The organism is Streptomyces sp. 7N604, assembly GCF_052245475.1.
Classification (GTDB): Bacteria; Actinomycetota; Actinomycetes; order Streptomycetales; family Streptomycetaceae; genus Streptomyces.
Map to the genome: position 1 here is coordinate 60,928 of NZ_JBQQBX010000018.1, position 21,525 is coordinate 82,452.

The window sequence follows — 21,525 nt, forward strand, 5'->3', positions numbered from 1 at the left end:
GCGAGCAGGGAACGGCGGCCGGGCCGGGGGCCGGGACCGGGACGGCGGTCAAGGTGATGGTCGTCGACGACCATCCGATGTGGCGCGACGCGGTGGCCCGCGACCTGGGCGCGGCCGGGTTCGACGTGGTGGCGACCGCGGGGGACGGCGGGCAGGCGGTGCGCAGGGCCCGGGCCGCGGACCCCGACGTGCTGGTCCTCGACCTCAACCTCCCCGGAATGCCGGGAGTCCAGGTCTGCAAGGAGCTCGTCGGCTCCAACCCGGCCCTGCGCGTCCTGGTCCTCTCCGCGAGCGGCGAGCACGCGGACGTTCTGGAGGCGGTCAAGTCCGGGGCCACGGGCTATCTGCTGAAGTCGGCCAGCACGGAGGAGCTGGTGGACGCGGTGCACAGGACGGCCGCCGGGGACCCCGTCTTCACGCCGGGCCTGGCGGGCCTGGTGCTCGGCGAGTACCGGCGGCTGGCCTCCGACCCGGCCCCCGCGGCGGCCGACGAACCGGACGCGCCCCGGCTCACCGAGCGCGAGACCGAGGTGCTGCGCCTCGTCGCCAAGGGGCTCTCGTACAAGCAGATAGCGGAGCGGCTGGTGATCTCGCACCGCACGGTCCAGAACCACGTCCAGAACACCCTGGGCAAGCTGCAGCTGCACAACCGCGTCGAGCTGGTGCGATACGCGATCGAGCGCGGCCTCGACGAGGAATAGCCGGGCAGCAGCCGGAGAGCGGAAAGGAGCTGCCGACGACAGCAGCCGCCTCCACGGGAGATCCTCCGGTCAACGAAGTCCCCTCGATTTCACCGGATTCAACGGTTTGCCCCATCCCCCTGTGACCTGGATCACCGTTAGCGTGAGCGCCGACCGGGTCAACGAGGGAGAAGGGAAGGATCCATGAGGGTCGGAGTTCTGACCGGAGGCGGCGACTGCCCCGGGCTCAATGCGGTCATCCGAGGCATTGTCCGCAAAGGCGTCCAGGAGTATCGCTACGACTTCATCGGCTTCCGCGACGGCTGGCGCGGTCCTCTCGATGCCGACACCGTCCAGCTCGACATCCCGGCCGTACGCGGCATCCTGCCCCGCGGCGGCACCATCCTCGGCTCGTCGCGCACCAACCCGCTCAAGGTGGAGAACGGCATCCGCCGCATCAAGGAGAACCTCGCCAAGTACGAGGTCGACGCGCTGATCGCGATCGGCGGCGAGGACACCCTCGGGGTCGCGGCAGAGCTCGCCGACGAGTACGGCATCAACTGCGTCGGCGTCCCCAAGACCATCGACAACGACCTGTCGGCCACCGACTACACCTTCGGCTTCGACACAGCGGTCAACATCGCGACTGAGGCCATCGACCGCCTCCACACCACCGCCGAGTCGCACATGCGCGTACTCGTGGTCGAGGTGATGGGCCGTCATGCCGGCTGGATCGCCGTGCACTCGGGCCTGGCCGGAGGCGCCAACGCCATCCTCATTCCCGAGCAGCGCTTCGACCTCGACCAGGTCTGCGCCTGGGTCGAGTCCCGCTTCAAGATCCGTTACGCGCCGATCGTGGTCGTCGCCGAGGGCGCCATGCCCAAGGACGGCGACATGGTCCTCAAGGACGGCTCCCTGGACTCCTTCGGGCACGTCAGGCTCTCCGGCATCGGCGAGTGGCTGGCCAAGCAGATCGAGAGCAGGACCGGCAAGGAGGCCCGTACGACCGTGCTCGGCCACGTCCAGCGCGGCGGTACCCCGAGCGCCTTCGACCGCTGGCTCGCCACCCGCTTCGGGCTGCACGCCATCGACGCCGTGCGCGACCGGGACTTCGGGAAGATGGTCGCCCTGCGCGGCACGGACATCGTCCGGGTCCCGATCTCCGAGGCCACGGCGAAGCTGAAGACGGTCGACCCCAAGCTGTACGAGGAGATCGGCGTCTTCTTCGGATAGCGCCCGGCCGCCTCGCGCCCCCCCGGCGTGAGAGTTCCCACCCGCCCGCCTTCTTGAAGGGCGGGCGGGTGGGAACACGCCAGCGCGGAGCACTGGGCGCGCGGCTCAGACCAGCACGGCCGCCAGCAGCGCCGCCGTGATCGACGCGCCGTCGAGCGTCAGCACCGACTCCGGGTGGAACTGCACGCCCGCGAACCCCGGGCCGCGCAGCGCGTACACATCCCCCGTCCCCGGATCGCGGCTCAGCTCGACGCGGTGCATCGCCAACTCCGCTTCCGCGGCGGCATCGCAGCGCGCCGTGAAGGTGTTGTAGAACCCCACGACCTCCTGCCGCCCGAAGAAGTCGATGCGCTCCTGCGCCCCCTGGTAGGGCACGTTCTTCCGTACGATCTCCAGGCCCAGTTCCGCCGCGATCAGCTCGTGGCCCAGGCATACCCCCAACAAGAAGGTGCGGCCCGAAGGGCCTCGGTGAGGGGTGGTGGTCGGGCGGCGGGCGGGACCCTGGCGGTGCTCGCGCACCAACTCGCCGGTCAGCCTCCGCAGAAACCGCATCTTCGGGTCGGCCGTGTCCCCCGGGTCGCCGGGGCCCGGCCCGAGGACCACGGGCCCCCGGTGCGACAGCGCCGCATCCCGCAGACCCGGCTCGTCGTAGCGCCGGACGGTCACGTCAAGACCGGTGGAGCGCAGCAGGTGCGCGAGCATGGCCGTGAAGGTGTCCTCGGCGTCGATCACCAGGGCGTGCCCCGCCTCCCCCATTGCCTTAAGGGCATGGGTGGGGGCACCCCCAGCGGTAGTCCCCCTAGGCCTGGCGGCCTGGGTGGGGGTCCCCCCGGCGAAGCCAGGGGGAGTGCCCCCAGGGGGAGTACCCCCATCGGCCGGGCGCTGCTGCATCCGCAGCCAGAAGGGCGCGAGGTCGGCCCGCCGGGCGTCCAGCGCGGCCCGTACGCGGGGGTCGTCCGCCAGCCGCGGAGGCGGGCCGTCCGCCTCGCGCGCGGGCGCGGGCCGCACGCCGAGCGCGGTCAGCACCCCCGCCGCCTTGGCGTGCGTCTCCGCCACCTCGCCGTACGGGTCCGAGTGGCGTACGAGCGTCGCGCCGACCGGCACGCGCAGCCGCCCGCCCGCGTCGATGTCGGCCGTGCGGATGAGGATCGGCGAGTCGAGGGTCCGGGTCCCACCCGCGTCCCGCCCGATGAGGGCCAGCGCCCCCGCGTAGTAGCCGCGGCCCCCGACCTCATGGCGTTCGATGACCCTGCAGGCGTTCTGCACCGGCGACCCGGTGACCGTCGCCGCGAACATCGTCTCCTTCAGCACCTCCCGCACGTCCAGCGAACTGCGGCCGCGCAGTTCGTACTCGGTGTGCGCCAGGTGCGCCATCTCCTTCAGCCGCGGCCCGACGACGACCCCGCCCTTGTCCCCGACGGTGCACATCATCTTCAGCTCCTCGTCCACGACCATGGACAGCTCCTCGACCTCCTTGCGGTCGTTGAGGAACGCCAGCAGGCCCTCGGCGCACGGCCCCTCCGGCGGGTAGCGGTAGGTCCCGCTGATCGGATTCATGACCACCGTCCCGCCCGACATCCGCACGTGCACCTCCGGGCTGGCCCCGACGAGCGTCCTCCCGCCCGTCGCCCGCCACCGCCCTTCCAAGGAAGGCCCTTCGGGCCCTTTTCCATTTCCCGTGTGCACGACGTACGTCCAGTACGCGCCGCGCTCGCCCTCCAGCAGCCGCCGGAAGAGGGCCAGCGCGTCGGCGGGGCCGTACCCCGGGATCTCGCCCTGGAAGGTGCGGCGGATCACGAAGTTCGCGCCCTCGCCCCGCCCGATCTCGTCCTCGATCACCCGCCCGACGATCGCCGCGTACTCCTCGTCCCCGACGTCGAAGGCCCCGCCCTCGACGCGCACGCCGTGCCCCGGCAGGGCCTCCCGTACGGCGGCCAGCGGCAGCTCGTACGACTCCTCGGGCCGCAGCACGGTCAGCGGCGTGCCGTCGTCGCGGACGTCGAAGCCGCGCTCGCGGACCTGCCGGAAGGGGACGAGGACCAGCGCGTCGGGGACGGCCCGGCCCGGCGCGCCCTCGCCCAGCGGGACGTCGGCGAGCCGCGGAACGTCCCGCACCGTGCCGACGAGGACCTCGACGAGGTCCTCGGGGCGCCCGGGGGTGCGGCGGTGGATCAGGGCGAAGGGCGGGCCGCCGTCGGCGGCCAGGCGGCGCAGGAGCGCGGGGATGCCGGGGACGCCGATGGCGGGGATGCCGGGGGTGTCGGGGAGGTCTGGACTGTCAGGATGCATCTGAGATGTTCCTTCCGGATTCGGAGGAACGGCCCGCGGAAACGCCGAAGGCCGCCCCTCGGGGCGGCCTTCGCGGTGGTCTTCAGGTACGCGCGATCAGTGGGCCGCCTCGGAAGCGGTCCACCACCAGTCCATGGTCGTCTGCGCGAACATGCTGCGCACCCTAACCCAGCGCCCGCGGCGAGAGGAGCACATCTCACCCATCGGACGGCTGTCGAGAAGCCGGCGCGGGTCATCCCGGGCGGCCGTCCTCCTGCGCGGACCCTCGTGGCCTGTCTCAACTTGTGGGCAGTGGATTGGGCACCCGAAAAGAACCCGTAATGTTGACAAGGTGACCGTGAACGCTGAAACCCGTGCCGGTGGCAACACCTGGCGAGACCTGCCCGCGGCGCAGCAGCCCGAATGGCCCGACTCCGAGGCGCTGCGCGGTGTGATCGCGGACCTCGAGTCGTATCCGCCGCTCGTCTTCGCGGGCGAGTGCGACCAGTTGCGTGCCCGGCTGGGGGCCGTCGCCAGGGGCGAGGCGTTTCTGCTGCAGGGCGGCGACTGCGCCGAGGCGTTCGACGCCGTGGGCGCCGACCAGATCCGCAACAAGCTGAAGACCCTGCTGCAGATGGGTGCGGTGCTGACCTACGCCGGTTCGGTGCCGGTGGTGAAGGTTGGCCGGATCGCCGGCCAGTACAGCAAGCCGCGCTCGAAGCCGACGGAGACTCGCGACGGGGTGACCCTGCCCTCGTACCGCGGCGACTCGGTGAACGGCTTCGAGTTCACTCCTGAGGCCCGCATGCCGGACCCGGAGCGGCTGAAGCGGATGTACCACGCCTCCTCGGCCACGCTGAACCTCGTACGGGCCTTCACCACCGGTGGTTACGCGGACCTGCGCCAGGTGCACGCCTGGAACCAGGACTTCGTGAAGTCCTCCCCGTCCGGGCAGCGCTACGAGGCCCTGGCCCGTGAGATCGACCGGGCGCTGAACTTCATGAACGCCTGCGGGGTGGATCCGGAGGAGTTCAAGACGGTCGAGTTCTACTCGTCCCACGAGGCGCTGATCCTCGACTACGAGTCGGCCCTGACCCGTACGGACTCGCGCACCGGCAACCTGTACGACGTGTCGGGCCACATGGTCTGGATCGGTGAGCGGACCAGGCAGCTGGACGGGGCGCACATCGAGTTCGCGTCCCGGATCCGCAACCCGATCGGGGTGAAGCTCGGCCCGACGACCTCGCCGGAGGACGCGCTGACGCTGATCGAGCGGCTCGACCAGGACCGTGAGCCGGGCCGGCTGACCTTCATCACCAGGATGGGCGCGGACAAGATCCGCGACCGGCTGCCGGAGCTGGTGGAGAAGGTCACCGCCTCGGGGGCGCAGGTGGCGTGGGTGTGCGACCCGATGCACGGCAACACCTTCGAGGCCGCGTCCGGCCACAAGACCCGGCGCTTCGACGACGTGCTCGACGAGGTCAAGGGTTTCTTCGAGGTCCACAAGGGCCTGGGCACGCACCCGGGCGGCATCCACGTCGAGCTGACCGGCGATGACGTCACCGAGTGCGTGGGCGGTGGCGACGAGATCTTCGTCGACGACCTGCACCAGCGCTACGAGACGGCCTGCGACCCGCGGCTCAACCGCAGTCAGTCGCTGGACCTGGCCTTCCTGGTCGCGGAGATGTACCGGGACCAGTGATCGCGGTACAGCACTGTGGGGCGTGGATCACTTCAGATCCGCGCCCCACGGCATTGTGAGACCCTTCGATGGCGGGTAAGGTAAGGGTAACCTCACTGATCATTTGGGAGTCCGCGTGTACGTCTGCTCTTGCTTCGGCATCACCGAGAAGCAGGTTCGCGAGCATGCGGAAACCGGCTCCTGCACCACACCGCGCCAGATAGCCGGCGCCTGCAAGGCCGGCACCGACTGCGGCTCCTGCGTGCGCCGCATCCAGGCTCTGCTGGGCCGCGGCGCGTGCCCGCGGCGCGAGCTGATCGACCAGGGTGAGCCCGCTCTGCTGGCGGGCGATGCGGGACTGGCGGCCAACGGGTCGCTCGCGGCCGACGCCGCCTGACCGGCTCGATCGGCTGCCGTCCGCCCGATCAACTGCGAACGCTCAACTGCGAACCGCTGGATCAGCTGCGAATCGCCTGGTCAGCTGCCCTCCGGCTGCTCGATCTGCTGGGAGATATAGAGCGCCTCTCCGAGCTTCTCCACCAGGTCCAGCTGGGTGTCGAGGTAGTCGATGTGGTGCTCCTCGTCGGCGAGGATCGACTCGAAGATGTTCGCCGAGGTGACATCCCCCTTCGCCCGCATGACATCGATCCCGCGCCTGAGGCGGTCGATCGCCTCCACCTCGACCTGCCGGTCGGCCTGGAACATCTCGGTGACCGTCTGGCCCACCCGGACGTGGAACAGCCGCTGGTAGTTGGGCAGCCCCTCGAGGAAGATGATCCGGTCGGTCAGCACCTCGGCATGGCGCATCTCGTCGAACGACTCGGCGCGGGTGTACTTCGCGAGCTTCGTCCAGCCGTAGTTCTCCTGCAGCTTGGCGTGCAGGAAGTACTGATTGATCGCGGTCAGCTCGGCGGTCAGTTGCTCATTGAGGAACTCGATGACCTCGGGGTCGCCCTGCATCGCAGCGGCTCCTTCCAGAGAAGAACGGCAGGATGCGCGCATCCTCGCACCGCCCGCGGCCGCGTTCCAGTAAGTGCATGCTTAGTACGAGTTGCCCGCATCGGCATTGCCCTGGTCACGACCACCCTTCCCAGTCTGTCACCATGGAGTCATGGGTCAGCCGGAAAGCCGCGAAGGGGCACAGGTCACGCTTCCTCCGGGGCAGCGGCTGCAGCGCGGCTGGCCGGTCACGCACTACGGGCCGGTCCCCAAGTTCAAGCCGGACCGCTGGGAGTTCCGGGTCTTCGGCGCGACCGCCGACGGGGACAAGCACTGCTGGACGCACGAGGAGTTCACGGCCCTGCCGTACGCGACGGTCGTCGCGGATCTTCACTGCGTCACGAAATTCAGCATGCTGGGGGCCGAATGGGGCGGCATCGCGGCCCGTACGCTCCTCGATCTCGCGCCGCCCGCGGCGGACGTCACTCATGTGATGGTGTGGGCCGAGTACGGCTTCAGCTCGAATCTGCGGCTCTCCGACTTCGCTGCCGAGCGGACGATCTTCGCCACGCACAAGGGCGGTGAGCTGCTCACCGCCGAGCACGGCTTCCCGGTCCGGCTGGTCGTACCGCATCTGTACGCCTGGAAGGGACCCAAGTGGGTCCGCGGCGTCGAGTACATGACCGCGGACCGCCGTGGCTTCTGGGAGGAGCGCGGCTACCACAACATCGGTGACCCGTGGCGCGAGCAGCGCTACTCGTACCAGGAGGAGCCGGGCGAGGGGCCGGAGCTCTGACGCCTGCGGCGGGCTTCTCAGTGGTACTGGTGCGCCACCGCGTCCTCGCCGCGGCCGATCATCCACGAGTAGCCGAAGACGAACGCCAGCACGATGGCGAGGGCCATCGTCGGTGCGTTGTGCCGGCCGAAGGCGGTGCCGACGGCCATACCGGCCACTTCGCCGATCGCGCAGCCGGTGAGGCAGTGCAGCGTCGCCTTCGCCGCCGTAGGCCAGTTGGCCGGACCGTGGCCCGCGTGCTCGTGGGTGGCGCTCTCGTCAGCCGTCCCGCAGCTCCTTGAGCCGGGCCACGTCCGTCGTATGGCCGACCTTGCCGCCAGGGGTCTCGATCATCAGCGGCACGCCCTCGGTCGCCGGGTGCCTGAAGAGGTCGCCGAAGGGGTCGGCACCGATGTGACCCGCGCCGATGTTCTCGTGCCTGTCCTTGCGGGCGCCCGCCACGTCCTTGGAGTCGTTCGCGTGGATCAACTTCAGACGACCCTCGCCGACCGTCTCCACCAGCTCGTCGAGCAGGGCCTTCGCGCCGCCCGGCGCGGCCATGTCGTGCCCGGCGGCGAACGCGTGGCAGGTGTCCAGGCAGACGCCGAGCCGCGGGTGCCGGTCCAGCGCGTCGAAGTACGGACCGAGGTCCGCCACGAGGGAGCACAGGGAGGCCCCCTGGCCGGCCGTCGGCTCCAGCAGCAGCCAGGGGTCCTCGTCGTGGGTCAGCTCGTCCAGCAGCGGCAGTACGCGCTCCCGCACCTGCGCGAGGGCCACCTCCCGCGGTCGCCCGCCGGTCGCCGAGCCGGTGTGGACCACGACCCCGAGCGCGCCGATGGCCCGCCCGCGGCGCAGCGAGTGCCGCAGCGACGCGACCGACAGCTCGGCCGTGGCCTCGGTGTGCGAGCCGAAGTTGATCAGATAAGGGGCGTGGACGTACGCGGGGACGCCCTCCTCGGCGCAGGCGGCACGGAACGCCTCGTCCTGGCGCGGACTGCCCGCCGGTGTGGCCCAGCCGCGCGGGTTCGCCACGAAGACCTGCACGGTCTCGGCTCCGATGTCGCGGGCGTACGGCAGGCCGGTGGCGGCGAGGCCGCCGGCCACCGGGACGTGGCCGCCGACGGGGTTACGAGGACGGGGTGCTGCGATGCTCACACCGCCAGGATCCCATGGGGTAACGGCCCTTCGCGCCGGGTCTCATGGTGTGCGGCCGCAGCAGGGGCTCAGCGGACGCGGATGGTGATCGTGCTGCCCTTCGGCGCCTCGTCCCCGCCATCCACCGACTGGTCGAAAACGGTGTCGCCGAAGAAGAACCGGGTGACGTTGACCTTGAAGCCCCGCTGCTCCAGCTTGCGCTTGGCGTCGCGGACGTTGTCGCCCTCGACGTCCGGCACCTCGACCATCTGCTGGCCCTTGGAGACCGTCAGCGTGACCGTGTCGCCCTTCGCCAGCTGGTCGCCCCCGGCCGGAGACTGGGCGGCGATCTCGCCCTTGTCCTCCTCGGAGAAGACCTGCTCGGGCGCCACCCTGACCTTCAGCCCGTCCTCGCGCAGTTCCCTCGTCGCGTCCTCGAGCGAGTCGCCGACCACGTCCGGCGCCTCGACGCGCTCGCCCTTGCTGACGGTGATCGCGACCGCCGAGCCGGGCCTGCGCTTGAGGCCGGCGTCCGGCTCTGTGCGGATGACCGAACCCTGCGCCACCTGGTCGTTGAACTCCCGCCGGATGATGCCCGGGACCAGGCCGAGGTCCTTGAGCTCCTGCGTTGCCTTCTCCAGCGGCGTGCCTTCCAGGTCGGGGATCTTCACGACCTCGGGACCCTTGGAGACGATGATCGTGACGGTGCCGTTGTCGCGGATGCGCTTGCCGCGCGCCGGTTCCGTGTCGATCACCTTTCCCCGGTCCACGGTGCCGCTGAAGTCCTCCTTGGCCCGTACGTCGAAACCGGCGTCGCGGAGCTTCTTCTCGGCCTCCTTCTGCGGCAGCGCGAGGACGCCGGGCACCCTCGTGAACTGCCCGGAATTGATGTACCAGACGCCCGCGCCCACCCCGAGCGCGAGCAGCACGGCCGCCACCAGCGCGAGCACGCCCTGCCTGGGCGCGCGCCGCCCCGCGCGCGTGGCCGGCGGGGCGGGGGGCGGGCCGGCCGGCGCACCGGCCGGCGGCATCTCGAGGCGGCTGGTGCGGTTCAGCCCGTCAGCGGCCGTCCCCGCAGCCGCGCCCGCGACAGCCCGCGGGAGGACGCTCGTACGGTCCTCGGAGCCGAAGAGTCCGGCGTCGTCGGTCACGGCCTGCGGCGGTACGGCGTCGAGCTGCTCGTCGGTGAGCGTGGCGCGGGCCTCGCGGGCGGCCGACAGCAGCGCCACGGCGTCCCCGGGCCGCAGCTCGGGGCTGCGGGCCGTTGCCGCCGCGACCAGGCCGTCCAGCTGCGGAGCCAGGCCCGGCACGGCCTCGGACGGCGGCGCGATGTCCTCGTGCAGGTGCTGGTAGAGCACCTGCACGGGGGTGTCGCCGCTGTGCGGCTTGGCGCCGGTCAGCATCTCGTACAACACCACCCCGCAGGCGTAGACGTCCGCGCGCGTGTCCGTGATGCCGTGCTCGATCTGCTCCGGTGCCAGGTAGGAGACGGTGCCCAGAAGCGACCCGGAGGAGGCGGTGGTGTTGGTGTCCACGGCCCGTACGAGCCCGAAGTCCGCGACCTTGACCCGGCCGTCGTCGCCGATGAGGACGTTCTCCGGCTTCATGTCGCGGTGGACGAGACCGGCGCGGTGGGCGGCGCCGAGGGCGGCGAGGACCGGCTCCAGGATGTCGAGGGCGGCGCGGGGCTGCAGGGCACCGCGCTCGCGCAGCACGTCACGCAGGGTGCACCCGGCGACGTACTCCATGGCCAGATAGACATACGTGCCGTCGGCGCCCTGGTCGTAGACGCCCACGACGTTGGGGTGGGCGAGCCGGGCGACGGACTTGGCCTCGCGGATGAAGCGGTCGGTGAACGCGCTGTCGGAGGCGAGGCCGGGGTGCATCACCTTGAGGGCCAGCACCCGGTCGAGACGGGTGTCCACGGCCCGGTAGACCGTGGCCATGCCGCCGACGGCGATCCGCGCCTCGACGCGGTAGCGGCCGTCGAGCACCTGCCCGACGAGCGGGTCCTGGAGGGTCGTATCCACGGTCACGCAGTCTACGAGCCGTCACGGACACACCTGCCCACAAGGGCAGATCCGGCGCCCGACTGCAGCCGAACGGTGACCGCGGGCCTTACGGGGCGCGGGGGACGCGGTACGGGGACGTGGGCGGGGGGCCGCGGGCGTGGGCCCGGACGGACGGCGGGGCCGGGACCCGGATCAGACGTGCTGGGCGGCGCCCGGAGGCGGCGGGTCGGCGTGGGTGGCGGCGGCGATGGCGCACAGCTCCTCGAGGGCGGCGGTCCACGCCAGGCGCGCGTACTCGGCGTGCCGGCCCTTCTCCTCGTCCGGGGCGGCGAGCCCGGCGATGCCCGACTCCTCCACCGTGACGCGAGTGCCCTCGCCCTCCGAGGACAGCCGGAAGTCGACCAGGGTGGAGTCGCCGTGGACAGGCTGTGTGTCGGGTTTCACGGCCATACGGAAGCAGAGCCGGGACGGTGGGTCGACGACCTCCACCCGGCCGTGGAACTCGCCGTGCTCGTCCCAGCGAAAGCGCAGGGCGCCATCGGGCCGCAGGTCCACTTCGGCTCCGCCGAAGGCGTACCAGGCGTGGATGTGCTCGGCGACGGTGAGTACCCGCCATACGCGGTCGACGGGGGCCGGGACGTACACCTCGCGCTCGATGCGGTCGACAACCTCTGCCACCACGGGGACCACCTCCGTCTCCACGCTATGCCCTGCTGGGCCGCGGCGACGGGGAAGCAGGGGAGGCCCGCGCCTCAAGAGGCCGGTGCTCCGGTCGGCCGCAGCACCGGGCGTGCCCGCGCTGCGTCTGCCCGCGCCGGCGTGCCCGCGCTAGCGGAACGCCGGACGCTCCGGGTCGAGCGCGGCCACGCCCTCCGTGGGCGAGGACGCCTCCGCGAAGTGCCGCCGAGGGATCCGGCCCGCGCGGTAGGCCAGCCGCCCCGCCTCGACGGCGTGCCGCATCGCCTCCGCCATGAGTACGGGCTCCTGGGCCCGGGTGACGGCAGACGCGAGCATGACGGCCGCGCAGCCCAGCTCCATGGCCAGCGCCGCGTCCGATGCGGTGCCGGCCCCCGCGTCGAGGATCACGGGCACGCGCGCGTGCTCGGTGATCAGCTGGAAGTTGTGCGGGTTGCGGATGCCGAGGCCGGAGCCGATGGGGGAGCCCAACGGCATGATCGCGGCGCAGCCGGCGTCCTCCAGCCTCCTGGCCAGCACCGGATCGTCGTTCGTGTACGGAAGCACCGTGAAGCCGTCGTCGACCAGGGTCTCCGCGGCGTCGAGCAGCTCGACCGGGTCGGGCAGCAGGGTGCGCTCGTCCGCCACCACCTCCAGCTTGATCCAGTCGGTGCCGAGGGCCTCCCGGGCGAGCCGGGCGGTGAGCACCGCCTCGCCCGCGGTGAAGCACCCCGCGGTGTTCGGCAGGGCGCGGATGCCGAGCCCGGCCAGCACGGTCAGCACGGAGCCCTGCACGGTCGGGTCGAGGCGGCGCATGGCCACCGTGGTCAGCTCGGTGCCGGAGGCGACCAGCGCGCGCTCCAGGATGTCGAGGCTCGGCGCACCGCCCGTCCCCATGATCAGCCGGGAGCCGAAGGTGGTGCCGCCAATGGTGAGGAGATCGTCGGCCATGTCGCGGGGTCAGCCTCCCTGGACCGCGGTGAGGACCTCGACGCGGTCGCCGTCGCCGAGCGGGGTGGTGGGCCACCGGCGGCGCGGTACCACGGTCTCGTTGAGCGCGGCGGCGACGCCCGAGGGGGCGGTGGTGAGGGTGGCGACGACCCGGTCGAGTGTGGTGCCGTCGGGGAGTTCCCTGGGTTCCCCGTTCACGGAGACGGTCATACGGGCTGCTCCTGGAGTACGCGGGGTGCGCGGGGTGCGGAAGTGAAGCGGCAGGGGGAGAAGGGCCGGGCCTCACCGGGGAGTTCGCCGGTGGTCAGCGCCTCGGCCATCGCGTCGCCCGTGACCGGCGTCAGCAGCACGCCGTTGCGGTAGTGGCCGGTCGCCAGGTGCAGCCCCGGCAGCGCCGTCGGGCCCAGCAGGGGCGCGTTGTCGGGCGATCCCGGCCGCAGCCCGGCGCGGGTCTCGACAAGCGGCAGTTCGGTGATCCCGGGCACCAACTCGTGGGCATCGCGCAGGAGTTCGTACACCCCGCCCGCGGTGACGGTGGTGTCCCAGCCCAGTTCCTCGCTGGTCGCGCCGACCACCAGCTCGCCGCTCTCGCGCGGCACGAGGTAGACCTGCCCGCCGCGCACCACCGCCCGTACGGTCCGGGACAGGAACGGCGCGTACGCCCCGGGAACGCGCAGCCGCAGCACCTGCCCCTTGACCGGCCGGACCGGCGGCAGCACCTCGTCCGGCACCCCGGCGAGCTGCCCGCTGCGGCTGCCCGCGGCGAGGACGACCTGCCCGGCGCCCAGCTCCGTGCCGTCCTCGAGGACCGCTCCCGCGGCCCGGTCCCGTACGACGGACAGCCGGCGGACCCAGGCGCGGCGCAGCTCCACCCCGGCCCGCTCGCAGGCCGTGACGAGCGCGGCGGTGAGCCGGCGGGGGTCGGTCTGGTGGTCGCCGTCCACGCGCAGGCCGCCGCGCACGCCCGGCGCAAGCAGGGGCTCGAGGCGGCGGCACTCGCGCCCCGTCAGCCACTGCGAGTCGAGGCCGTGGCGGAGCTGCAGGGCATGGAGCTCGCGCAGGTGTGCCCGGTCGTCGGCGTCCAGCGCGACGGCGAGGGTGCCGCAGGCGCGGTAGCCGATGTCCTGCCCGCTCGCCTCCTCGAGCTCGGCCGCGAACGCCGGATAGCGCGCTGCGGAGGCGAGGTTGAGGCCGAGCAGGGTCTCCTCGCCGTAGTGGAGCTCGGTGACGGCGGCCAGCATCCCGGCGGCGACCTGCGCGGCGCCACCCCCGGGCGACGGGTCGGCGACCGCGGTGCGCAGGCCCCGCTGCGCCGCCCGCCAGGCCGTGACCAGACCGATGATCCCGCCCCCGATGACGAGGACGTCGTACGACGTGCGCGGACCGCGCACACCGCTGCCTTCAGTGCCTTCAGGCGCGTGCATGGGTATCAGGACCCTCCCTTCGCCGGCATGACCCGGATCAGGTTCGTACGGTCGGAGGCCGGCCAGCCTCCCTCTCAGCCCGGTGCGTCCGGGCTCCCGCGAGTGCTCTTGGCTCGCCACCATAACGCCTGCCCCTGGAGGGCAGTAGAGGAGCGGCGCCCCAAGGCCACCCATGCTCCCACCCCTGGCACGCCCCGGCCGGGGCGCACTGATCAACTTGATGCTGTGTCAGAGCTCTCGATGCGCGCGTCTCCGGCAGCCCCCCGCGGCCGTCCTACAGTGATCGTGTGAGCGAGGACAGGCAGCCAGTGCAGCGGGTCGTGATCGTCGGCGCGGGCATGGCCGGGGTGCAGACCGCGGTCGCCCTGCGGGAGCAGGGCTGGAAGGGCACGATCACGCTGCTGGGCGCCGAGTCGCACCAGCCCTACGACCGGCCGCCGCTGTCCAAGGCCGTGCTCCTCGGCAAGGCCGACGGCTCGGCCTTCGAGGTCGACTTCCCGGCCCTGAGCATCGAACTGCTGCTGGGCCGCCACGTCACGGCGCTCCGCCCCGACCGCCACCTCCTGGAGACCGCAGCCGGGCCCGTCCCGTACGACCGGCTGGTCATCGCCACCGGCGCCGAGCCGATCACGCTGCCCGGCACCGACGCGGGGCCCGGCATCTACGTGCTGCGCACCCTCGACGACGCCGAGCGGCTGCGGCCCGTCCTCGAGGGCAGGCAGGAGGTCGTCGTGGTCGGCGCGGGCTGGATCGGCGCGGAGTTCGCGACCGCGGCGCGCGAGGCGGGCTGTCCCGTCACCGTCGTCGAGGCCGCTGATCGCCCGCTCGCCGGTGCCCTTCCCGCCGAGGTCACCGAGCACATGGCCGCCTGGTACGCCGACAGCGGCGCCCGGCTGATCACCGGCGCGAAGGTGGCGGCGGTCGAGCCGGGCTCGGTGCTCCTGGAGGACGGAACCCGGCTGCGCGCGGACGCGGTGCTGGTCGGGATCGGCGCCCGGCCCACGACCGCCTGGCTCGCGGGCTCGGGCGTCGAGCTGTGCTCCGACGGCTCCGTGCGCGCCGACGAGCGGCTGCGCACCTCCCAGCCGGACGTCTACGCGGTCGGGGACTGCGCGTCGTTCCCGTCCGCCCGGTACGGCGAACGGCTCCTCGTCCACCACTGGGACAACGCCCTCCAGGGGCCCCGCGCGGTCGCCGCCAACATCGCCGGGGGAGCGGCCGAGGAGACCGTCTACGATCCGGTGCCCTACTTCTGGTCCGAGCAGTTCGGCCGGTTCGTGCAGTACGCGGGCCACCACGCCGCGGCCGACGCCACGGTCTGGCGCGGCGACCCGGACGGGGCCTCCTGGTCGGTCTGCTGGCTGCGCGGCGGGGCGCTGGTAGCGCTGCTCGCGGTGGGCAGGCCGCGGGATCTGGCGCAGGGGCGCAGGCTTATCGAGCGCGGCGCGCGCATCGACCCGGACCGGGCCGCCGACCCGTCCGTGCCGCTCAAGTCGGCGGTGCTCCGCTGAGACCGTGAGCTACGTACGTACGTACGGGCCGGAGGGCGGGCCGGGCCGAACGGGCGGAACCGGGCCGTCAGCCCGGCGGAACAGGTGCCCCCGGTCTGCCGGAACCGGTGAGCCCGCCCGGCCGCGCTCCGCTACCGGCTGTCAGTCCGGGATGGCAGGCTTGGTCCCGTGACCGAGATTGACACGAAGACCGATGCGCTCGTTCCCGCCTGGCTCACCCTCCCCGACGTCGCAGAACGGCTCGGGGTCGAGGTGACCCGCGTCAGGCAGCTGGTCAAGGAGGGCCAGCTGATCGCGGTCCGCCGCGGCGAGAACCGGGTGCTGCAGGTACCGGCCGCCTTCGTCGGCGACGGCAAGGTCGTCAAGGGCCTCGCCGGGACGCTGACACTCCTGAAGGACGACGGCTTCACCGACGCAGAGATGCTGGAGTGGCTCTTCACGCCGGACCCGAGCCTGCCGGGCACGCCCGCGCAGGCCCTGCGCGAGAATCGCGGCACGGAAGTGAAGCGCCGTGCCCAGGCGCTCGCCGTCTGACGCTGCCGAGCGCTTGCCGTCCGGGGGCTCGCCTCTGAGCGCTTGCCGTCCGAGCGCCTGACGGCCGCCGTCCGATCCAGTGAACCCGTACGGTGTGCGGGCCGGGACGCCCCGGCCCACACGCTGCCGACCCGTACGCCGCCGATCCGGGGGAACCCATGGCCACCACCGCCGCAGCAGCCGCCACCGCGCGCGTGCAGCTCGCCGACGCCCTGCTCTACCTCTGCACCGACGCGCGCAAGCGCCAGGGCGACCTCGCCGAGTTCCTGGACACGGTCCTCGCCTCCGGCGTCGACATCGTGCAGCTGCGCGACAAGGGCATGGAGGCGGGCGAGGAGCTGGAGCATCTGGCGGTGTTCGCGGACGCCTGCCGACGGCACGGCAAGCTGCTCGCGGTCAACGACCGGGCCGATGTGGCACACGCGACCGGCTCCGACGTGCTGCACCTGGGCCAGGGCGACCTGCCGGTGCCCGCCGCCCGCGCGATCCTCGGCGAGTCCGTGCTCATCGGGCGGTCCACGCACGCCGAGGCGGAGGTGGACGCGGCGGTCGCCGAGCCAGGCGTCGACTACTTCTGCACCGGCCCCTGCTGGCCCACCCCCACCAAGCCGGGACGGCACGCCCCCGGCCTGCCGCTGGTGCGCTACGCGGCCTCGCTGGAGCCCGTACGGCCCTGGTTCGCGATCGGCGGCATCGACGCGTCCAATCTCGACCAGGTGCTGGACGCCGGGGCCCGGCGGGTCGTGGTGGTCCGGGCGATCACGGACGCGGACGACCCGGGGGCGGCGACCGCGGACCTCGCGAAGCGGCTGCGCGAGCGCAGTGCGTGACGGCCCCGCTGCAGCTCGTCATCGCGTCCGACCGCGGTGCGTAACCGGACAAGTTGTCCGAGTGGTGGACGAGGTTCCGGGCTAACCGGGCATATCGTCCGCCTTTTGTTGGGGCTGCAGCGAGCCGCTGGTTAACCTGCCTTTATGGCCCTTGGTACCGCGTCCACCAGGACGGACCGCGCGCACACCGTCCGTGACCTCCTCGCCTCCGGCAGGCGGTCCTATTCGTTCGAGTTCTCCGCCCCGAAGACCGAGAAGGGTGAGCGGACCCTGTGGAACGCCATCCGCCGGATCGAGGCGGTCGCGCCGACCTTCGTCTCCGTGACGTACGGCGCGGGCGGCTCGTCCCGCGACGGGACCGTACGGGCCACCGAGCGCATCGCGACCGACACCACCCTCACCCCGGTGGCCCACCTCACCGCCGTCAACCACTCCCTCGCCGACCTGCGCAACATCATCGGCCGCTACGCCGATGCGGGAATCCGGAACATGCTGGCGCTGCGCGGGGACCCGCCGGGCGACCCGATGGGCGAGTGGGTGCCGCACCCGCAGGGCGTGCACTACGCGGCCGAGCTCGTTCAGCTCATCAAGGAGTCGGGCGACTTCTGCGTCGGCGTCGCCGCCTTCCCCGAGATGCACCCGCGCTCCACGGACTGGGATGCGGACATCCGGCACTTCGTGGACAAGTGCCGCGCGGGTGCGGACTTCGCGATCACCCAGATGTTCTTCTTCGCCGACGACTACCTCCGGCTGCGGGACCGGGTCGCGGCGGCCGGCTGCGACACCCCGATCATCCCGGAGATCATGCCGGTCACGAACGTAAAGCAGATCGAGCGATTCGCCCAGCTCAGCAACGCGGCCTTCCCGCCGGAGCTAGCGGACCGGATCCTCTCGGTCAAAGATGACCCAGCGGCTGTACGCTCCATTGGGATCGAGTACGCCACGGAGCTGTGCGCGCGGCTGATGTCCGAGGACATCCCGGGGTTGCACTTCATTACCCTGAACCACTCCACGGCGACTCTGGAAATCTACGAGAATCTGGGACTGTCGCAGCAGTCCTGACGGCTAGGCCGGAAAGCGGCGGAAGAGGGGCGGACATGGGCTGGACGGTCCTCTACATCGCGTTTGGCATCGTTGCGCTGTGGCTGCTCGGTGAGGTCCTGCTGCAGTACAAGGCCCGGCTGCGCTGGCGGCTGCTGGCCTTCACGGGCTTTCTGGGCGTGGTACTCGGCGTGCTGATGCCGTCGGTGGTGGTCATCGGGATGGGCGCGGCCGCCTTCGCGGTCGGCCAGACCTACGTCACGCTCTCCTTCCGGCGCGGCTTCGCAGCCGGCTGGGCGCTTCGCGGCGGCGGCTTCGGCTTGGGCCGGGAGCGCGAGGAGGAAGAGGCCGAGGAGTACAGGGAGTACCTGGACCCGAGGCTGCAGGCCCCCGACCCCGCCGAGCCGCTTCCGGACGGATACGGGCAGGCCGAGGCGCCGGATGGATACGGGCAGGCCGAGGTACCGGGTGGCGGGGCGGGCCCGGAGGTCTACCAGCCGCAGCCGATACCGGACGACACCGGCCAGTACGGGGTCTACAACGACGCGGCGTACGCCACCACGGGCGCGGCCACGGACGGGCAGAGCCCGTACGCCTCCACGTACGGCGGCTACGGTCAGGACGACCTGGCGGGCCAGGGCGGCTACGCGGACCAGAACAGCTACGCGGACCAGAACAGCTACGCGAGCCAGGGCGGCTACGCGGACCAGAGCAACTACGCGGGCCAGAGCGGCTACGCGGACCAGAACACCTACGCGGACCAGAACACCTACGCGGCCGCGGGACAGTACGACTACGGGACCGCGCAGTACGCCGGGTACTCCGACCCGTACGCCGGCGCCGGGAGCGCGCAGCAGTACGACCAGCCCGCGTCCTACGGCGGGCAGCAGTACGACTACGGCACCGGCCAGTACGTGACGCCCGACCCCTACGCGACGGGCGCACCGCAGCAGTACGGCGAGACTCCGCCCGGCGGCGTGTGGATGCCGCAGCAGCGCGAAGGCGAGCAGCAGCAGTCCGGCCAGCCGCTGCCGGACGAGCAGACGTACCCGTACCAGCAGGGCTACAACGCGGGCTACGGCGAGCAGTACCGCTACTGATCCGAGCGGCGCGTCCGGCGGCCCGCCCCCGGTCGCTTCCGGCTCATTGCGAGCCGCGCCAGTCGTCTCCCTCGACGATCAGCCCGGCGACGAGCGCGCCCGACATCCCGGCATGCGCGAGTCCACCGCCGGGGTGGAACCAGCCGCCGACCGTGTAAAGCCCCGGCAATCGCGTCAGGTTGGCCGCTCGCAGCTGCTCGCCGCGGACCCCGGCCAGGGCCGGTCCCGGCACCGCGCCACCCGCCGTCCCCGTCTCGTCCGCGTTGTCCGCAGGCGTACGGGCTTCCCGCCAGAGCAGCCGCTCGCGCAGATCCGGGATCGCAGCCCCGGCCACCGAGATCACCCGCTCCGCGAAGTCCTCCGCCACGCCGTCCGCTGCCCAGTCGACGGAGTCCGGCGCTTCCTCGGCGTGGCCCGGCACCGTCGCGGTCAGAGTGACCGCCTCGTGCCCGTCGTCGGGGCGCTGCGTGGGGTCGTCGGGGCGCAGCACCGTGACGGTCGGCCGCTCGCACGGCACGGGCCGCGGTCCCGCGGGACCGCGGCCCGTGCCGAAGACCGACGTCAACTCCGCCTCCCGGTCGGCCGCGTGCACCACGGTGCGGTGGGCCGTGCCCTCGGGGCGCGCGCCCCTGAGGGCGAGGAGGACCGTGAACCGGGCGCGGGGGCGGCGCAGCCGGGGCAGGACGTCGTCGGCGTCCCACAGCCGGTTGTACGCGACGGGCGAGTCACCCGCCATCATGGCCAGCGCCCAGGGGTCCACGCCCGCGACGACCAGATCGGCGTCCACCCGGGTCCCGTCCATCAGCACGAGGCCCGCCACCCGCCCGCCCTTCTCGGCGATGACATCCACCTCTGCGCCGAAGGTGAACTCAACCTTCCGGGACAGGCAGCGCTCGTAGAGGGCGTGCGCGAGCGCGCGCATGCCCCCGCGGACGTACCAGCTGCCGAACGTCTGCTCCACGTAGGGCAGCACCACCGCGCTCGGCGGGGCACTGCGCGGATCGAAGCCGTACGCCAGGGCATGGCCCTCCAGCAGCGCACCCAGCCGCGGGTCGTGCAGCTCGCGCTCCGCGACCTCGGCGAGCGTCGTGGCGCCGCGCCGGAACAGGCCGCGCCGCACCGCCGGGTACGGGTCCTTGCCGAGCGCCTTCCAGTCCGCGCGGAGCGGCTCCTCGAGCAGCGGCCTGCGGGTGGCGTCCCAGACGTCCCGCGCCCGGCTGATCAGGTCGCTCCAGCGCTCGCCCGCGCCCGCGCCCAGGGCGGCGTCCAGCGCCGCGACGACGCCCGCGCGCGAGGCGTTCGGCAGCGAGACCTCCGTGCCGTCCGGGAAGACGTGCCGGCTCGCGGGGTCGACCTGGGAGAGCTCGACGCGCTGCTCCAGGGGCTCCTTGCCGGTCTTGACGAACAAGTCGCGGTAGACGGCGGGCAGATGGAGGAGACCTGGGCCCGTGTCGAAGCCGAAGCCGTCCCGCTCGAAGCGGCGTACGGCACCTCCGTACGTCTCCCCGCGCTCGTACACCGCCACCTGGTGGCCCGCCACGGCCAGCCGGGCCGCAGCCGCCATCGCGCCCATCCCGGCGCCGATCACCGCAATCCGTGCCATGGACGAGACCTTATCCGCCGTCCCCACGCGCGCGTGGGGACGGGAGCGGACGTCTGAGTAGGTATACCTATCCGCCGGGATGAGTAGCCGCGCGGATGGGTTCCGACCTGCGCAGACGGAAGAGTGGAGACCACGGAAGGGGCGCGGCGCCGGAACCGCCGGCACGGGGCGGCGGAAACGGCGCGGCACCCCGGACGGAACGGGGGAGCGACGGGGAAACGGAGAACGGGGGCTCCGTCGGGGGATGGGGGACGGGGGAAAGCACGGGGGAGACGGGGGCCCTACGGGGCCTACGGGGGACGTGGGGGAAAGCGCTGCCCTGTCGCGGCTCGGGGGGATCGAGCCGCGCCGGGGCAGCGCGCTTTTCGTACGCGCGCCGCCCCGCGGCCCTGACCGGCCGACGAGCCCGGCTTACCCGGCCGACCAGCGGGCTTATCCACCGATCAGCGCAGCCGACCAGCCGAGTTGCTCCGGCCGCCTCCGGACTATCCGCCGCTGACCCGGCCCTGGAGAAGCCGGGAGAGCGCCGCGTGCACATCGTCCAGGGACCGCTCCGGCTGGAACGCCTTCCAGTCCAGGGCCGCGACCAGCACCATGCCGACCAGCGCCGCCGCCGTCAGCGGCACGTCGATCTCGTCGTTCAGCTCCCCGCGCTCGACGGCCTCGCTCAGCACCGTCTCCACCACCGCGACGGCCTGCTGCCGCACCACCATCAGCGTGGACTGCCAGGCGCGGTTGGTACGCCACAGCTCGGCCACGTAGAGCTGGGTGAAGGCCGGATAGCGGTCTATGAAGACGAGCCCGGCCCGCATCATCGCGTCCAGCGCGTCCACCCGGCTGCCGCCGCGCTCCGCGGTCTCGTCCGCGGCCCGCTGCAGCGAGGCGGTGAGCAGTCCGACGCCGTGCCGCAGCAGCTCCTCGAAGAGCTCGTTCTTGCTGGCGAAGTTGTAGTAGACCGTGCCCTTCGCGACCCCGGCCCGGTCGGCGATCTCGTCCACCGTGGTGGAGGAGAAGCCCTTCTCGGCGATGAGGGTGACGGCGGCCTCGTAGAGCCTGGTGCGGGTCGCCTGACGGCGCCGGGTGCTGCTGTCCATGCGGCTGATTCTGCCCGCTGCGGGACGCGTTCTGATCACA

At 72.3% G+C, this 21,525-nt stretch carries 20 protein-coding genes, 1 pseudogene and 1 riboswitch; of the genes and pseudogenes, 10 read left to right on the forward strand and 11 right to left on the reverse strand.

Annotated features, from left to right (window positions below; all coding sequences use genetic code 11):
• The first annotated feature begins 56 nt into the window (after window positions 1–56).
• Window positions 57–701 carry a response regulator gene (locus ACTWP8_RS20610; protein WP_443313635.1) on the forward strand — a complete coding sequence of 215 codons (645 nt, stop codon included), beginning with the start codon at window positions 57–59 and terminating at the stop codon, window positions 699–701.
• A gap of 183 nt (window positions 702–884) precedes the next feature.
• On the forward strand, window positions 885–1,913 hold the full coding sequence (locus ACTWP8_RS20615) for a 6-phosphofructokinase (RefSeq protein ID WP_443323629.1): 1,029 nt from the start codon (window positions 885–887) through the stop codon (window positions 1,911–1,913).
• Window positions 1,914–2,018: 105 nt separating this feature from the next.
• Here ACTWP8_RS20615 and ACTWP8_RS20620 read toward each other — a convergent pair whose 3' ends face one another.
• Window positions 2,019–4,202: an anthranilate synthase family protein gene (locus ACTWP8_RS20620; RefSeq protein WP_443323630.1), complete on the reverse strand. Its 2,184-nt coding sequence runs from the start codon at window positions 4,200–4,202 to the stop codon at window positions 2,019–2,021.
• Window positions 4,203–4,533: 331 nt separating this feature from the next.
• On the opposite strand from ACTWP8_RS20620, the gene ACTWP8_RS20625 reads away from it, so the two are divergent.
• The gene (locus ACTWP8_RS20625; protein ID WP_443323631.1) at window positions 4,534–5,883 is read left to right on the forward strand and encodes a class II 3-deoxy-7-phosphoheptulonate synthase; all 1,350 of its coding nucleotides are present in this window, start codon (window positions 4,534–4,536) and stop codon (window positions 5,881–5,883) included.
• Between the two features lie 115 nt (window positions 5,884–5,998).
• Window positions 5,999–6,259, forward strand: a complete 261-nt coding sequence (locus tag ACTWP8_RS20630; protein WP_443313367.1) for a (2Fe-2S)-binding protein — start codon at window positions 5,999–6,001, stop codon at window positions 6,257–6,259.
• 80 nt (window positions 6,260–6,339) lie between these two features.
• On the opposite strand, the gene bfr is transcribed toward ACTWP8_RS20630, so the two are convergent.
• A complete protein-coding gene (gene bfr / locus ACTWP8_RS20635; protein WP_443313368.1) occupies window positions 6,340–6,822 on the reverse strand; it encodes a bacterioferritin in 483 nt (160 codons plus the stop codon).
• 151 nt (window positions 6,823–6,973) lie between these two features.
• Between bfr and ACTWP8_RS20640 the strand changes: the two genes are divergently transcribed.
• On the forward strand, window positions 6,974–7,597 hold the full coding sequence (locus ACTWP8_RS20640; RefSeq protein WP_443323632.1) for a sulfite oxidase-like oxidoreductase: 624 nt from the start codon (window positions 6,974–6,976) through the stop codon (window positions 7,595–7,597).
• A 65-nt stretch (window positions 7,598–7,662) separates the two neighbouring features.
• Here the strand turns inward: ACTWP8_RS20640 and ACTWP8_RS20645 are convergent.
• The 7 genes and pseudogenes from ACTWP8_RS20645 to thiO form a co-directional block, all read right to left on the reverse strand.
• Window positions 7,663–7,899 (reverse strand): annotated as a pseudogene (locus tag ACTWP8_RS20645) (DUF4396 domain-containing protein); the annotation flags it as partial.
• Complete coding sequence (locus tag ACTWP8_RS20650) at window positions 7,856–8,731, reverse strand: deoxyribonuclease IV (RefSeq protein WP_443323633.1); 876 nt, start codon at window positions 8,729–8,731, stop codon at window positions 7,856–7,858. The gene ACTWP8_RS20650 and the pseudogene ACTWP8_RS20645, both read right to left, overlap by 44 nt.
• Window positions 8,732–8,799: 68 nt before the next feature.
• A complete protein-coding gene (pknB, locus tag ACTWP8_RS20655) occupies window positions 8,800–10,740 on the reverse strand; it encodes a Stk1 family PASTA domain-containing Ser/Thr kinase (protein ID WP_443323634.1) in 1,941 nt (646 codons plus the stop codon).
• Between the two features lie 174 nt (window positions 10,741–10,914).
• Window positions 10,915–11,403: an SRPBCC domain-containing protein gene (locus ACTWP8_RS20660; protein WP_443323635.1), complete on the reverse strand. Its 489-nt coding sequence runs from the start codon at window positions 11,401–11,403 to the stop codon at window positions 10,915–10,917.
• A 147-nt stretch (window positions 11,404–11,550) separates the two neighbouring features.
• Window positions 11,551–12,348 (reverse strand): thiazole synthase, encoded by a 798-nt coding sequence (locus ACTWP8_RS20665; protein ID WP_443323636.1) that lies wholly within the window; start codon window positions 12,346–12,348, stop codon window positions 11,551–11,553.
• Window positions 12,349–12,357: 9 nt separating this feature from the next.
• Window positions 12,358–12,558 carry a sulfur carrier protein ThiS gene (thiS, locus tag ACTWP8_RS20670; protein ID WP_443313374.1) on the reverse strand — a complete coding sequence of 67 codons (201 nt, stop codon included), beginning with the start codon at window positions 12,556–12,558 and terminating at the stop codon, window positions 12,358–12,360.
• On the reverse strand, window positions 12,555–13,772 hold the full coding sequence (gene thiO / locus ACTWP8_RS20675; protein WP_443323637.1) for a glycine oxidase ThiO: 1,218 nt from the start codon (window positions 13,770–13,772) through the stop codon (window positions 12,555–12,557). The genes thiS and thiO overlap by 4 nt, the downstream gene beginning before the upstream one ends.
• Window positions 13,770–13,882: riboswitch (TPP riboswitch) on the reverse strand. It overlaps the preceding gene by 3 nt.
• A 228-nt stretch (window positions 13,883–14,110) precedes the next feature.
• Between thiO and ACTWP8_RS20680 the strand changes: the two genes are divergently transcribed.
• From ACTWP8_RS20680 to ACTWP8_RS20700, 5 genes are all read left to right on the forward strand, one after another.
• On the forward strand, window positions 14,111–15,283 hold the full coding sequence (locus ACTWP8_RS20680) for an NAD(P)/FAD-dependent oxidoreductase (RefSeq protein ID WP_443323712.1): 1,173 nt from the start codon (window positions 14,111–14,113) through the stop codon (window positions 15,281–15,283).
• A 168-nt stretch (window positions 15,284–15,451) separates the two neighbouring features.
• Window positions 15,452–15,817: an Rv2175c family DNA-binding protein gene (locus ACTWP8_RS20685; RefSeq protein ID WP_443323638.1), complete on the forward strand. Its 366-nt coding sequence runs from the start codon at window positions 15,452–15,454 to the stop codon at window positions 15,815–15,817.
• Window positions 15,818–15,975: 158 nt separating this feature from the next.
• Window positions 15,976–16,647, forward strand: coding sequence for a thiamine phosphate synthase (thiE, locus tag ACTWP8_RS20690; RefSeq protein ID WP_443323639.1), 672 nt, complete (start codon window positions 15,976–15,978; stop codon window positions 16,645–16,647).
• Between the two features lie 144 nt (window positions 16,648–16,791).
• The gene (gene metF / locus ACTWP8_RS20695) at window positions 16,792–17,709 is read left to right on the forward strand and encodes a methylenetetrahydrofolate reductase [NAD(P)H] (RefSeq protein ID WP_443323640.1); all 918 of its coding nucleotides are present in this window, start codon (window positions 16,792–16,794) and stop codon (window positions 17,707–17,709) included.
• Window positions 17,710–17,744: 35 nt separating this feature from the next.
• Entirely contained in the window at window positions 17,745–18,788 is a 1,044-nt protein-coding gene (locus tag ACTWP8_RS20700; protein WP_443323641.1) for a hypothetical protein, read from the forward strand.
• 43 nt (window positions 18,789–18,831) lie between these two features.
• Here the strand turns inward: ACTWP8_RS20700 and ACTWP8_RS20705 are convergent, their stop codons facing one another.
• Both ACTWP8_RS20705 and ACTWP8_RS20710 read right to left on the reverse strand, forming a co-directional pair.
• Window positions 18,832–20,391, reverse strand: coding sequence for a phytoene desaturase family protein (locus ACTWP8_RS20705; protein ID WP_443323642.1), 1,560 nt, complete (start codon window positions 20,389–20,391; stop codon window positions 18,832–18,834).
• A gap of 485 nt (window positions 20,392–20,876) precedes the next feature.
• Window positions 20,877–21,485, reverse strand: a complete 609-nt coding sequence (locus ACTWP8_RS20710; protein ID WP_443323643.1) for a TetR/AcrR family transcriptional regulator — start codon at window positions 21,483–21,485, stop codon at window positions 20,877–20,879.
• Between the last annotated feature and the right edge of the window lie 40 nt (window positions 21,486–21,525).